Genomic DNA, 15037 nt, shown 5'->3' on the forward strand with positions numbered 1-15037 from the left:
TCCATCTTAAAGGCATTTCTCCAATTCAATTTTTCCATGCGAAACTTTTAGTGTTTTCTTATCACCATTATATTTATCAGATGTTATATCTTGCTTATCATTATATCCGCTATTAAAAACTCCCATCAATCCCAGCATAGTATCATAAACCATATCATTGGTAAAGTATTTTGTTTTATTATATTCTATATTTTCAACAATCTGATCATGTTCCTTTTTATATTGAGCTGACAACGCTATATAAACAGGAATTCTGTACATAGACGGTTCAAATTTATCAACAGTATGCCCAAACATATATGTTACTTCTTCCCCATGATCAGCAAAATACAACATCGCTTTGGGAATATTTTTATTAGAAAATAACACTTCGTATATCTGTGATATTATATAGTCATTATATAACACACTATTATTATAAGAATCAAGCTGAATTTGAACTTCTGACGTTTTCTGATGACTAAATTTAGAATATTCTTTCGGGAATCGATCATCATAATCTTGATGACTACCCATAAGATGTATAACTATCAATTTTTTCTCTTCATTTATTAGTATTTCTTTTTTTAAAGCATCTATTATTTTTTCATCGTAATTTGAAGAATTGATTTTTTTGACCAAGATATTGATTAACCCAGTATTTTCTATCCGAAATATCCGCAATAATCCCTGTCGGAAAATCATATTTCTGTTGATTGCTAATCCATGAAACTTTGTATCCATTCTTTTTGGCAGCTTCAACTATAGTTGTCGCCTTAGAAACATCAACATCATTATACTGACTTTTTTCTGTCAGTGCATAATTAAGCGCCCCTATAGTAGATGCCCAACAAGAAAATGGATTCTTCAGCAAAATCAAATTCCCATCTTTACTTGTACTTTTGGCCCAAGGTGTAGTATTAACACTATACCCATATGAACTCATATTGTCTCTGGTTAAAGATTCTCCTATTATCAATACATATGTCCCAGTATAACCAGCATTTATTGTGTAATCAAAATTTTCTTTTTTATTTAAAGCTATTGCCTTAAACTGCTCTTGTTTTTTTTAAATATATTTATAGTCAGCAAATGTTTTAGCAATATACAATCTATGACCATAATCATATATTCCTACAATCAATACTAAAATGATAAAAGAATATAGTATCTTTTCATTATATAATGCAGTTCTAGAAAAAACATACTTTCCCCCCATAAAAACTGCAGCCAGAAACACTGAAAATACGGCGAGACTACTTACATTAAGATATGATTTGCCAAATTCTAAAACTTCATTAATATTGGTATTAGAAATAGATATAAGAGTATTCCCAGAAATAATAGATTTGAACTTTAAAAAATATCCTACATTAACCACTATTCCAACAAAATAATATATAGGAATGATTTTAATCCAAATTTCAATTTATCATTATTTAGTCTTTTAACTAATAATATACACTCACCAAGCATAATGGTAAAACATATTTCCCTGATAATTAACTTTGGTTCAAAAACAAATACACCTGTTTCATTTGCTAAAAAAGGTGTAATAATTCCAGTTAACATAAGAGAAAATAAAAAAACAACATCACTGATTTTAGTCTTTTTATCATTCAATAAGCTAACAAATAATACTATTATCAACAAATCAAAAATACCAAAAATATCTAATACTATTTTATTATCATAAAAGCCAGCATTAGATATTTTTATGATAATAACAGATAAAAAACTTATAACTAAAATCGACAAACCAAAAATTTTACCGATTTTTGTATAATTCCAGTGATTATTTTTCATCAACAACCTCATCCCTTATGATATTGCAACAAGCTACTCCGTATAAAAGCCAATACATCATAGCATATGGCCGTGTTGTAATAAGTGTATCTACCATTCCATGTATTACCATCCCCAACACGCTAACAAGACCTGCTACAATCCATATAGATTGGCTAAAATCATTTTTTATGTTTTTAACTAATACATAAATTTGTGTAATTATCAATATAATAAACGAACTGCCACCTAAAATCCCTAAATTGACAAAGTAATGCAAAAAAATATTATGAGGAGAAGTCAAGCGTGGTTCTACTGCTAAGGGACTAATATAACCATTAATATATATATTGTTAAAGTTTCCAAAACCAACTCCAGTCCAGGGATAATCTTTTATCATGTTTATTGCAGATATCCATAAACGACTTCTTTCAGAATCGCTACTATGAATAAAATACTCTGGTTTTAAATAATAAATTAATAAACTTACAACTAACATAAATGAAAATATTTTCAGAAAAATTTTTATATATTTCCTTTTCTCACAAAAATTTCTTGTCAATAATATAACAGACATTATGCAAATCGAACCAATAAATCCTCCCATAGCTCCCCGACTACCGGATATAACGAGAGCAATAAATGCCAGCACACTACTAAGTAGCCCCAAAAGCAAAATTTTCTTTCTACTATAATATTCGTATAGACCAGCTAAAAGAAATGGTAAAATTAATATTAAATATCCACCAAGTTTGTTCGGATTTCCCAAAAAACTAGAATTTGGTCTCCATTTATCAAAGACAAAAAAACTATAAATATTATCAAAACTTAGTATTAGTGAAGCACAACAAAGGCCTATCCATATCGATTTAAAAAAAATTTCTTTTTCTAACAAACTGCAAAAATATATTCCTACAATAAAAAACATCATCATTCTTTGAATATATGCGAAAGTTTGATTATCACCATTATTAAAAATCGAAACTATAAACATACAAACCATCCAGATAATCATAGATATATAACTATATTTTACAAATCTATTGTCAATAAAGTTTCGAAACTCGATTTTTAAATTATATTTGAATTTATAAAACAAAAATATTACTAATGAAATTACAATAAAAACACTTGATAAGCCAATACACCCAAGTGGCAAAAAAAATGCAACAAATTCTCTACCCATTAATCTCTCATCTCCAATATTTCATGATATACCCAAGTTTAAAAAACATCTCACTTTCCAATACACATATAAAACATAATTTTTTATAACATCCATCCAAACATGCTCTTTTAAGGATACTCTAGCGGCCTTATGGAAATACTTGTATGTTTGTTTTTTTATTGAACTAGGGCTAGCCAAAGAACTATCCTCCCAGCAAGACTCTTTTTTTACATTTACCCAAAGTTGTGCCACAGGACAGCACTGCACCCAAGTATGCCAAGGTTTACTTGCACCAATATAGTGCAAAACAGTTATTTCATTTTCATCAATAACAACCTTACTTGGTTTATCAGCATTATCAATCATTTTAGAAAGACTGAACTCATAATTATATCTTTGTTTAACACTAATAAATTTTTTATCTAATATCATATTGAGCACATCCTGGTCTAAGAAAGGCCATACTTTCTCACATGCTTTTTCTATACATTTAGATGTTAAATCCGATTCATTCCAGTTATTTATATCAACAAATATAACGCCAGAATTAAAGGCCTTCTCAACATTTAACCTAATTTCTGAAGAATCTCCAGCTTGCTTTCCTATAACAATAGCAATTTTATCTAAAAGATCAATTTTCCAAAAGATATTTATTTTATCATCTAAAACACAAATGTCAGAGTCTAAATATAATACTTTATCTACAATTTTATATAATGCACCAAAAGCTATAAATCTAAAATATGCTGCTACTGAAATATGATCGTTACCATGCATATCCTCAGAAAATTTCTTGATAACATCAATATTAATAAAATAAATATTTATTAAAACAGAAAACTTTTCAGACGTCTGTTCTAATCTTGACAAATCTTCTTCCGATACACTATCAACAAAAATATGAAATTCAAACTCTTCCCCTTTATTTGTTAGTAAAATAGATGTCATTGTAACACCAATATATTTTATATAATGCGTATCTCCACATAACAATATATGTTTAACATTTGCATTTCTAATATTTTTCTGTTTTAAATTTATAACTTTATCTACATATCTACTCATCATTTTCCCTTCTTAATAAATATTTTATTTTAGCTATGCTATATTTAGCATACCAATAAAGCACTTCTTTTATATTTCCTTCTTTTTTCGCTAATCGTGCAGCCTTATGAATTTGCTTATAATGATTAGGTTCATAAAGTTTTATATCATTCCATTCAGACAAATGCATGATATCAATAAATGGCTTTACAGATAAAAAGCTATAGACTATCTTATTCCATGGCTTCACAGCACCTGTATAATGTAAAATCTTAACATTAGAAGGAATAGTAATCATGGACGGCCTATTTTCGGCATCAATAGAATACGATATACTATATTGATATTGATAATTATAATTGATAAAGATTACTTTATTTTCTAACGCTATATTCAATATATCCATATCAGGATAAACAAAATGTTTTTTCGAATTCAACAAGCGAAAAACTTCAGATGAAATATTATTCTTCTTCCAATTTTTGGTATTTATTAACATTCCACCAGAAACAAAATATTTCTCTACACCTATCCTTAGATTCTCATCCCGATGTGCAATTCCTTGTATCTCTACAACTAACGCACACTTATCATCCATTTCAAAATTCCATAATTCTTTTATATCTTTTAAAAAGCAAACATCTACATCAGTATAAAAAAATTTTTCAGTGTATTTCTCCATAAATTCTGGAATAATCAATCTATAATACGATGCATACGAAAATTCTCTTGGGTCATTATATACTTTTATAACATTATCATCTACTATATGGGCATAAATGTTACACTTATATTTTATCGCAGTTTTTCTCATTTTCTCCATATCATTTTTATAATAATTTGTTGAAAATATATGAAAACTATATTCCCCTAAACTATTTTCTAAAATAGACGTTAATACAATTCCTGCATAACACACATAATTTTCAGTAACAGTAAATGCAATATGCTTACTATTGTACACATTTCCATAAATAAATTCTTCACTTCTCACGACAAATTTATCTAAATCCAATGCTATATCCCCTTTAGTCATTATTTTTTAATAACTTAGTATATTCTTCAACTGTTTCTGGTATATAAACATTACCAGGATACTTTTTTTGTAAACGTTCAAAAAATTCGTTATTTTCCTGATAATCATCTCCAGAATATACCATTTTATATAAAAAAATAAGCTTTACATCGTCTGTTTTATTTTTAAAGGACATTAATAGCGAACACAACGCCGTTGAACTAACTGTCACCCAAATATTATTGTTAAATGTATAATTCTCTTCAAATACTTCCCATGGAACTCTGACATTTGCAGCCATTTTGCATTTACTTTGCAAATAATCGGCAGCAAAACTATCCCCACTACGCGGATGCAGTTTAACAATTATTTCTTTCTTATCAGATATACTATCCGCTAATATTCTAAAAAGCTCCATTTTTTTATCATATAAGCGACTCTCTTTTTGATGTTTTCTATAAGAATTATTTAAAATAATTTTCTTCATCCCTGAAAGATTTTTTAAATAGTCCGGCATAGGATCCCAGTTTTGGTCAAAAAAAACAACTTTATTATTATAATCCTCACCTTTATTTTCAAAATCAAATATTTCATTAATGATATTCCTAAATTCATTATCCTGCCAATCAATAGCAGGTAACTGCTTTAACTTCTCACCCATTGTCTCACTATAATAATTAGCCAGTTCAGGTTGATAAAGCCATATATTCTTTACTGGTATATCTTTAGTTATACTATTTCGCCAGTATGTAGAGGTACCATCTTCGATAAAATTGATTTCTGCTTGTGGATTTTCCTTTAAAATAAGCTCCATTACATCTTCAACCAGGTCTTTGGTAATAATACCAAAGACCTGGTCATAAATTTTAAAGTCGATACATTTATTGAAATATAATTTGTTATTTATCTTAAATTTCTTCCCCAGTAATTTCGAACCTACTTTATACCTTGCTTCCTTTACAGAATTCAAAAAAGCTTTAAAGCATCCAATTGTCTTGGTACTTTCTGTTTTATTACGAAAATATTTATGCAAACCATTGATATTCTCGTACTGATGCAGATAAACATTATCGAATATAGCGAATTTCCTTAATCGTTCGGCTAACTGTTGATTTCCTTCTTTATTATCGAAAAATAAAATATCTGCTTGTTTATCTTTCAATAAATGTATTTTGATATTTAACGCATTTAACAATTGATAATCAGTTAAGCAGATAAATAAAGTTTTCATCCCAAGCTCACTCCATTATTTAAATATTTGCATCCAAAAATCAGCTGAACGCAATCTTAAAAGCTGACGTTTAATGGATCTGTTTTTCCGTCGTTTATCAAACTGCGGCATTTGGGCATCTCTAAATTCAGTCTTTGACAAATATTCATAATATTTGTCGTTAAATCCATGGTAGATTTCATATTCCCACGGCTTATAGCCTCCGGCATAATGGAAAATAGCCGGCTTCAATTTAGCTTCAATAGCTTTCTTTCGCAAGTCAGGCTTAGTTAAGATTTTTGTAAACAAATTAAATACAGGCGGAATAACATCCCACTTCAAAGGAATTTCCTGCCAATTATACATAAAAAACTTATTTAACGCATCCTGGTCATGATTGGAAAATTGATTCTCGCTGGCCAATTTAATAATATCTGCCGCATAATTCCCCTCTCGCCATTTTTTCAGGTCCATCATCAGCACACCGGCATTAAAATACGGCGCATCAAAAGGAAGCCCGATCTGATTATGCTTTTGTTTTCTGATTCTACCTGATGCCATTATACCTAAATCACAAGTAGCCGCTACAGGTTTGCCCTGCATATCAATATTCCACATTTCAGCAATGTCGGCATAAACAAGAAGATCACAATCCAAATAAATTATCCGCTCAACAGACTCCGATAAAATATTAGCTATATCCAGTCTAAAATAGCTGGCCCTGCTCAGCTCCCCGCTGACATAACAATTAGCCAGATCGTTATTTTTGATTTTTACAAACTCAATATTACCTTGCAACTTCTGAACAGTTTTTAAAATTTTTAATCTGTTGTCTTCTTTTATCTCATCATCAATAAGAAAAAAAAATACTCTTTCAGGCGATTCTGCATTAAGCAATACTGACGTCATTGCAACTGCAGTATGCTGGGCATAATTATCATCTGAAGCAAAAACTATATTAATACAATTTTTCATAATTCCACCTTAATAATAAAATAATCGCTATTATTATTATAGCATATTATATCTTTCTCTTTACATAAATCCTATAAAAATCTATAATAACTATTGTATTATATTTTGCTTATCGAATATTATGATCCATCGATTATGGAGGCTTTATGGAAAAATATATTTTTTTAGGATTAATATTATATTTCACTTCGTACTTTTTCTATATTTACTTTTCACATGGGCTTGGTCATAAAGCCGCTTACTTACAATTACGACGTTTTCTACCTTGTGCAATATTAGCAGTATTACCTATATATTTAACTTTATCTCCTATTATTTCCAAACCATATCTTATTAGTATGGGAATAGGTCTCCTATGGATAGTTACCTATCCTTTATTATACTTTTTTACTTATAATAAAAGCTCTTCAGATTTTGGATTCCATTTTGACATTGTTTTTGGATTATATTTTATTGGATGGAGTATTTCTCTCAAATTATTACTAAACTATTTTGATTTTTTCCACACATTTACTATATTTATTTTATCTTTATTCGAAGTCACTATTTTCTCTATCATTTTATTTCAATGGATATATTATTCTATATATAGAACTTGCATAAATGATAATGCTATCATGCTAATCCGTGAAACAGACTTTAATGAAACAATTGAATTTTATAAATCTTTACCTTTATTAATACAAATAATTACTCCCTTCATCTTATCTGCTGCATTCTTTGAAATCTTTTTATGCAATATATCAATTATACAAATTAACACATTATCTATTTCTACTTTAGCTCTGTTAGTTATTATAACCATATTTTTAACATTTTATTTATGGAATACGAAAAAAGGTGTTTTTATACGTACTGGAATTATCGAACTTATTCTCGATGTTCAAAATTATATCAAAGAGACAAAACAATATAATACATATTTGCAACAAAGACTTTCTAATTTGGAAGTTATTACTCAAAACCTCCACTCAAATTCACCTTCAACCATTATAATTATTATTGGAGAGTCTGAATCGAAAGATTATATGAGCGCATTTTGTGATTATGAATATAATACTACTCCATGGTTAAAAGATAATAAAAACAAAAATAATTTTATTTTATTTACAAATGCATATGCTTGTAAAGACCAGACCGTTCCAGCTTTAGAACGCGCACTTACAGAAGCAAACCAATATAACACAAAGAAATTTTCTGAATCATGTTCAATAATTGATATTGCAAGATTTGCCGGTTACAAAACATACTGGTTCAGTAATCAAGGTAATATCGGAAGTGCCGAAACAGCCATTACATTGATCGCAAATACTGCTGATAAAGCAGTATGGACAAAACAAAATCTAAATCAATTTCAATACGACGAAACTTTACTGGATTATCTAAAAGAACTCGACCCTAACGAAAATAACTTTGTAGTATTACATTTTATTGGTAATCATTTCAATTTTATAAATCGTTATCCACCCAATTTTGCTACTTTTAGCCAGCCAGGAAAATATGACTTAATTCCCAATTATCTTGATTCTATTGCTTATACTGATTACGTACTAAAGAAAATCACTGAGTACGCTTCTAAAAAACTTAATTTACAAGCTTTATTATATTTTTCTGATCATGCTACAATTCCTGATAAACGCCGTTCCCCTAATTTTGATGGATTTGGTGTTGTAAGAATTCCAATGTTTACATATTTTTCCAATAACTACATTGAAACAAATAAAGAAATATATAATATCTTAAGGAAACATCAACATCATTATTTTACTAATGATCTGATTTACGAATTAGTTTGTGGTATACTTAATATTAAATCTAACCATTATGATGAAACTAACAGTTTAGCATCAGCAAAATATAAGTTTACAAAAGAAACTTTATTGACTGATCTTGGTAAAAAATCTATTAAAGATGATATTAGGACATAAAAAATAACGGGTTTCAGCCCGTTATTTTTTATGTCCTAATTCATACAACTTCCAATATTTCATAAGCGTATAAAATAAATGCTGTAAACTGGAATACATTCCCGCCCAGCCATCTAAAAACCCTAATTTTATGATATATGCTCTCAAAAATCCATACATACCGTGTCCAAATGCAGAACCTGCACTAGCCCGCTTGCCTTTACGATAACTATCTTTAGCCCAAATTGTAGTATACTGTCCAGCTTTATCTAACCATTGTTGCCAAGAATCATAAGTATAATGTTTTACAATCCCGTGTAATTTTATTTTTGGTAATTTGCAAACAGGTCTTTCATGAACTTTATTTTCCCAACAAATGTTTTTTCTCGGAAATATTCTTACTACTTCATCTGGAGCAAAAATACCATATCTATATTCAAATCCGAAAGCCTTAATTTTGCGCATAAAGCTATATTGTCTCAGTTCTTCACCATCTGCAATTTTTTTGACTTCCTGACATAATTCATCTGACATCCTTTCATCAGCATCCAGATATAAAATATAATCAGCATCTGTTTTATCCAAAGCGAAATTACGTTGTGCCGAAAAATCATTGTCCCACTGGCGAAAAAAAACTTTAGCCCCGCACTGTCTGGCAATTTCAACAGTCCTATCCGTACTGCCGGAATCAATAACTATTATTTCATCAACACTATTGCGCGCATTTTCAATAACAGCTTGAATATTTTTTTCTTCATTTTTACTCAAAATAACTGCCGCAATTTTTCGCATTATAAGCTCCATCTATCATTCAAGTTTAATATTATATTTCCACACTAAATTTCGCCTTAAATCTAATTTTTTTCATAACCAGCTAAACAGATTCTTATCGATTTTTATAAGCTTGAACCTATTATCATTACCAAGCCTGATAAAATGAAATATTTCCCGTGCCAATTTTCCATATAATTTATTTATGAAGATTATATCATTAAATCCGTTATTCACCAAGTCCACAATTAGCTTTTCTGTTACAAATACTATATCCTAAGTCCGTTTGAGGCCAAATTCACTTATGTCAGATAAATTTATTCTGTAATAATAGAATAAATTTTCTATGAACATTATTCTCGCTACGTAACAACCACCCACACTATACACAGGTTCGATATGGCAATCAACCACTTCTCCATAATATTAATCTTGCTTTTGCTTTTTTACATATTCAGTCACTCGCAGCATTTCAAAATACATAGCACACTCGAAAAGTTCTTCGTCAATCTCGCCATGAAAAATACTGCAATTATAATGTTCACTTATATCAACTAAAACTATAAATAGAACTAAAAATATTAAATCCCACATTGGTATTTTTACGTTTTTTAAAAACCGTAAAAATCTGCCGCGCCAGAATAAAAACAGCAATAAAGCTACCAATATCCCAATTAGTGGATGAGCAATATCTCCCCAAACCCCCAATTCTCTCCATTTCGGCATGGTTCCATCAGACTGCATTAAAAGCGCACGCCCCCAACTTAATTCACGTCCAAACACCAATATATAAAACAACATTCCTGCCTGCCAAATATATTTATCCATTGAAACACGTGTTTTCTTCATGGCCTGCCAACATAAATAAATCCCAACAGCTAGCAAAACTAACTGAAAATTTTCAATAGGCCCGTTTTCACGAGCTGCATTTTGCGGCAAAAACTCTTTAACAATAAATACAAAAGGGATATAAATAATCAGCAACCATAGATGCGGATAAAATCTTTTGTCAAACACTCTATTCCTTCTTCCTTAAAATTAGTACCTGATTAGATATTATAACATCTTTATTCTGCTTTAATCTATAGTAATTGAATCAATATCATTTCAACTGCCAGATAAAGATTATTGGATATCATTTCCTTTTAAAACTCTCCACGCAGTTAATTGACGGGCAGCTTTTATTTTATTTGTCAAAGCATTTGGTATCTCGCTGTTTATTTTATATATTTTTTCAGTATCTGTCCATAAACGATGATTGAAAACAATACCATTATAATCAAACAAACTGGGCCAAATACTGCTGTAAGTGTCACCCTTTTGGCCTACCATTTCTGCCAGAGTGGATATGATCTGCAAATGACAGCCAACTTTATTATCCGCTAGTAAATCTTTATCTACATTCTTGCCATAAAAGATACAGGGAACTGCCGATAAAGTCTTTAAATCTACCTCTTTAGCAAAGTCAAACCGTTCAGCATGGTCACCTGTTATTACGAACAGCGTATCCGGTTTATCTGCTTCAACTTTTTCAATAAAATTGCCCATACTTTGATCAGCATACCAGATATGTCCCATTTCATTTAAAGTTTCTTCATCAGAACCCAAACTATCCGGCAATTTTTGTTTTATTTCTTCTTTAGGAAAGCCTTTGGCTACAACGTCTATATTATAAGGCGGATGATTACTTGTCGTTAAAATAATATGGAATGTTCTTTCATCTTTTTCTCCAGCTATATATTTTTCTACATATTTGAACAATATTTCATCAGGGCATCCCCATGAATTTCCGCCTTCATACTGAAAATCGCCTGCACAATGAAACTCATCAAAATTTTGGGATAAAGTAAACTGTTTGATATCCTGCCAAGCTTCAAACCCGCCATACCAAAAAACTGTTCTATATCCTAAAGCTTTCATAACACTACCGATTCCTGTGCCATATTTTGTTTTATAACTTTCCGGCTGGCTGTTAGGATAAATTCCAGCATCTGCCAGTCCAGTCACGAAACCATTGATCGTAGGCATCGTTCCCGTCCCCTGAGCTAACATAAAATTGGTTTTAAAACAGTTAGGCGAATTGAGCAAATTTTGTTCCTTTGTTACTAATCCCAAATCTTTATATTCTGGTAAAAATGGCCATAAAGCATGGCTTTCGCCGATTATAAGCACCACATTCCCCGGCGGCTGCTGCAATTTTGGAACAGCAACAACTTTTTTGAAGGCTTCATCAATATTACCGGCTGAAGGATTCCCTCCTAATAATTCTATTTTTTGCCGAAGTGCATCCGCACTAATTTCTACATTATTAATTTTTTTAATTTTCCCAGCAATACTTTTAACTCTGTATAATGACTGTCCGTCATCCAATATAGCTTCATTAAGTAAATTGGATTTAAGCCGTTCGGCATTTTCCCAATTTACTGATTTGGCATAACTAAATGCCCCCCCATAACGAACAAATATCCAAAATATTGTCAAAAATATTATTATACCAAAACTATATAACCATCTTTTATTTTTGCTGATAAACTTGATCTTATATGTTCTTGTATCTAAAAATTTACATAATATCCATGCTAAAATAATCCCGCATATAATTGCTGCCGGCAAACGCCATAACAGCTGATATTCATTAACAGCAGTATCTATGATAGCACTGATATCATCATACATACCATTAATAAGCATGATATTGAATCCTGAATTAAAAATTTTATAATAAGGCACTCTTGCAAAAAATAAAACCGTAAATAACACTACTGATAATGAAGAAATTACTTTTCTCAACAAATCAGACGGCCATTTTGTAAATAACAGCTGCGGCAGCGTTGCAAAAACAGCTGATATCAATACTATTATCCCTGTGGTTTTAAGGCTCAACCTCAATCCATACCACAAACAGAGTATAACTTCCCTATAACTGCCATCTTCAAGCTGATAACTATATATGCTGATAAAAACAATTCTAAACAACGTAAATAAAATTGTAAAAAACAAAAACAGCTTTAATTCCTGCTGTAAATTTCTAAAGAACAAACTGAATTTTTCCAACTCGAACCAACTCTCTTAATAATAAACCAGAAAAAGCGGATATCATATCCGCTTTTTTATTATTTATTCAACATTGTATCAGCTGCTGCCACAACCTGCTCTACCGTCATCCTGGACATACACTGCAGATCATCGCAGCTGTGCTTCATTCCGTCTGCACATCCCTGACAAGGCGGTTGTGCCGTAACTATTACAGCATCCTTTGTATAAGGACCATAAAGCTTTGGATTTGACGGTCCATACATAGCAACGATAGGCACCTTCTGGCTGATAGCCACATGCATAGGACCGCTGTCATTAGTAATAATCAAACAACAACGGCGCATTGCAGCGGCCAGCCCGCCAATAGCAAAATGTCCTGTAGCAATAATCGGCCGCGTTTGCATATAACCTGTTGCTTTCGCAACCATCTCTTCATCCATTGGCCCGCCAAAAAATACTGTTTTATATCCCTTGGCCGCAAAAATATCTGCAACCTCAGCAAAACGTTCCGGCGGCCAGCGTTTAGTCGGTACGGCGCTGCCAATATTAAAGCCAATCAGTTTATCCTGATCAGTAATATTTTGTTCCTGCCAGAAAAGCTCTGCTTCTAAAAAATGTTCTTCCCCCGGAAAAATTTCCAGACCGTTATTACTCAGATCCTGCACACCTAACTGCTGCAATACATCAAGATACATATCAGCAGCATGCATAGACCTATCCAGCGGCGTAAAAACATCCCAAAACCACTTAAATATTTTATGCGTCGTACCTGTACGCAGTTTAACACTTGTCATCGCATCAATAAAAGAACAGCGCTCGTTAGGATGCAAATTAATGAGCACATCAAAATCAAGTTTGCTTAAATGCCTGGAACAGGCCCATAGAGACAAAATACTGTTGTCACGTCCTTTTTTATCTATCGTGACAACTTCATCAAGGTACGGATTAAAAAGCACCACATCTTTTAGTTTTTCATCTACCAGCATAGTAATATGTGCATCAGGTGCAGCTTTACGCAGAGCATGGATAAAAGGCGTCGTTAAAGTCAAATCACCCAAGTGCATTAAAAACGTTACCAGTATCTTCTTGCCATTGAGTTCAACCATTACAGCCTCCTGCTTTTCTCGATATAAACCGCATATACCATCTCAGGTGTGATGTCATACATACAATGCCAGTCGTCACATTCTTTTTTTAAACAACCGGCACATGCAGCCGTACTCAAAATAACCGTCGCGTCATCAGAGCCATACGGGCCGGTCCGATCAGCTTTAGTCGGTCCATACATAGCAATCAAAGGTTTCTTCAACGCTGCTGCAAAATGCAGCGGCCCTGTATCCGCGCTGATAAAAAGCTTACAGCCTTTAATAAGCGCTGCTAATTCGCGCAGACTGGTCTGTCCGATCAAATTTATAAGCTGCATAGGTTTTCCAGCCAACTCCGTAATTTTTTCTCCTTTAGCAATATCATCAGGTCCACCTGCCAAAACAACACTGCAGCCATCAGCAATGATCATTTTGATCAAACTGGCATAATGCTCTGCCGGCCACTCTTTTGTTTTCCACCTTGCCCCGGGAACAACAACTATATATTCACCCTGCAGCTCATTTTTTTGTAATTTTTCCTGCACAGAAACAGTCTCTTTGGACAAATCAGGCAACGGGAAAACAATTTGCTCTGCCGAAGCGCCTAAATAACGTGCCACATCAAGATAACGCTCAATAACATGGTCATTACTGTGACTGCCGCAAATCGCTTTACTGACCAACCCGCTGCTTTCACGCATTTCACAATATCCAATGCGATCAGAACAACCGCTGATAGCTGCAAGCACCGCACTTTTAAACAACCCCTGCATATCTATTACCAGATCAAATTTTTTAGAATGCAATAATCGGCGCATTTCCTGGAAATACGCCAATTTAGCCAGTAAATTCATTTTATTGAACTTTACCTTATCAAAATAAATTATCTCATCAATAACAGGCGGATCAGGTACAAAACCGGCAAACTGCGGATGCACCAGCCATGTTATTTTCGCTTTGGGAAAACGCTGCCGCAAAGCTGCCGCAAAAGGCAACGTGTGCAAAATATCACCCAATGAACTCATTTTGATCAGTAAAATATTTTTATATTCCATGTATGCC

General features: G+C 32.0%; 14 protein-coding genes. 1 reads left to right on the forward strand and 13 read right to left on the reverse strand.

Going from position 1 to position 15037, the window contains the following annotated elements; all coding sequences use genetic code 11:
- Positions 1-6: 6 nt before the first annotated feature.
- The 8 genes from PFJ30894_RS00215 to PFJ30894_RS00250 all read right to left on the reverse strand — a co-directional run bounded on the left by PFJ30894_RS00215 (position 7) and on the right by PFJ30894_RS00250 (position 7176).
- Positions 7-621, reverse strand: coding sequence for a sulfatase-like hydrolase/transferase (locus tag PFJ30894_RS00215; RefSeq protein ID WP_167456991.1), 615 nt, complete (start codon positions 619-621; stop codon positions 7-9).
- Positions 587-925: a sulfatase-like hydrolase/transferase gene (locus PFJ30894_RS11990; protein ID WP_269461224.1), complete on the reverse strand. Its 339-nt coding sequence runs from the start codon at positions 923-925 to the stop codon at positions 587-589. Before PFJ30894_RS11990 ends, PFJ30894_RS00215 begins: the two co-directional genes overlap by 35 nt.
- A 434-nt stretch (positions 926-1359) precedes the next feature.
- Entirely contained in the window at positions 1360-1785 is a 426-nt protein-coding gene (locus tag PFJ30894_RS00225) for a hypothetical protein (protein WP_125668720.1), read from the reverse strand.
- Entirely contained in the window at positions 1775-2950 is a 1176-nt protein-coding gene (locus tag PFJ30894_RS00230; protein WP_125668721.1) for an O-antigen ligase family protein, read from the reverse strand. The genes PFJ30894_RS00225 and PFJ30894_RS00230 overlap by 11 nt, the downstream gene beginning before the upstream one ends.
- 21 nt (positions 2951-2971) lie before the next feature.
- Positions 2972-4000, reverse strand: a complete 1029-nt coding sequence (locus PFJ30894_RS00235; RefSeq protein WP_125668722.1) for a glycosyltransferase family 8 protein — start codon at positions 3998-4000, stop codon at positions 2972-2974.
- Entirely contained in the window at positions 3990-4991 is a 1002-nt protein-coding gene (locus tag PFJ30894_RS00240) for a glycosyltransferase family 8 protein (protein ID WP_167456992.1), read from the reverse strand. Before PFJ30894_RS00240 ends, PFJ30894_RS00235 begins: the two co-directional genes overlap by 11 nt.
- 13 nt (positions 4992-5004) lie before the next feature.
- The gene (locus PFJ30894_RS00245) at positions 5005-6222 is read right to left on the reverse strand and encodes a hypothetical protein (protein ID WP_125668724.1); all 1218 of its coding nucleotides are present in this window, start codon (positions 6220-6222) and stop codon (positions 5005-5007) included.
- A gap of 15 nt (positions 6223-6237) precedes the next feature.
- On the reverse strand, positions 6238-7176 hold the full coding sequence (locus PFJ30894_RS00250; RefSeq protein WP_125668725.1) for a glycosyltransferase family 8 protein: 939 nt from the start codon (positions 7174-7176) through the stop codon (positions 6238-6240).
- A 146-nt stretch (positions 7177-7322) separates the two neighbouring features.
- Here PFJ30894_RS00250 and PFJ30894_RS00255 point away from each other — a divergent pair, with 146 nt between their 5' ends.
- Positions 7323-9104, forward strand: coding sequence for a sulfatase-like hydrolase/transferase (locus tag PFJ30894_RS00255; protein WP_125668726.1), 1782 nt, complete (start codon positions 7323-7325; stop codon positions 9102-9104).
- A 21-nt stretch (positions 9105-9125) separates the two neighbouring features.
- On the opposite strand, the gene PFJ30894_RS00260 is transcribed toward PFJ30894_RS00255, so the two are convergent.
- From PFJ30894_RS00260 to waaF, 5 genes are all read right to left on the reverse strand, one after another.
- Complete coding sequence (locus PFJ30894_RS00260; RefSeq protein WP_125668727.1) at positions 9126-9875, reverse strand: glycosyltransferase family 2 protein; 750 nt, start codon at positions 9873-9875, stop codon at positions 9126-9128.
- Positions 9876-10280: 405 nt separating this feature from the next.
- Positions 10281-10871, reverse strand: a complete 591-nt coding sequence (locus PFJ30894_RS00265; protein ID WP_125668728.1) for a hypothetical protein — start codon at positions 10869-10871, stop codon at positions 10281-10283.
- A 108-nt stretch (positions 10872-10979) separates the two neighbouring features.
- Positions 10980-12908 carry an LTA synthase family protein gene (locus tag PFJ30894_RS00270; RefSeq protein ID WP_125668729.1) on the reverse strand — a complete coding sequence of 643 codons (1929 nt, stop codon included), beginning with the start codon at positions 12906-12908 and terminating at the stop codon, positions 10980-10982.
- A gap of 59 nt (positions 12909-12967) precedes the next feature.
- Positions 12968-13996 carry a glycosyltransferase family 9 protein gene (locus PFJ30894_RS00275; RefSeq protein WP_125668730.1) on the reverse strand — a complete coding sequence of 343 codons (1029 nt, stop codon included), beginning with the start codon at positions 13994-13996 and terminating at the stop codon, positions 12968-12970.
- Positions 13996-15030: a lipopolysaccharide heptosyltransferase II gene (waaF, locus tag PFJ30894_RS00280; RefSeq protein WP_125668731.1), complete on the reverse strand. Its 1035-nt coding sequence runs from the start codon at positions 15028-15030 to the stop codon at positions 13996-13998. The genes PFJ30894_RS00275 and waaF overlap by 1 nt, the downstream gene beginning before the upstream one ends.
- Between the last annotated feature and the right edge of the window lie 7 nt (positions 15031-15037).

It is taken from the genome of Phascolarctobacterium faecium (assembly GCF_003945365.1).
In the GTDB taxonomy this organism is placed as follows: Bacteria; Bacillota; Negativicutes; order Acidaminococcales; family Acidaminococcaceae; genus Phascolarctobacterium; species Phascolarctobacterium faecium.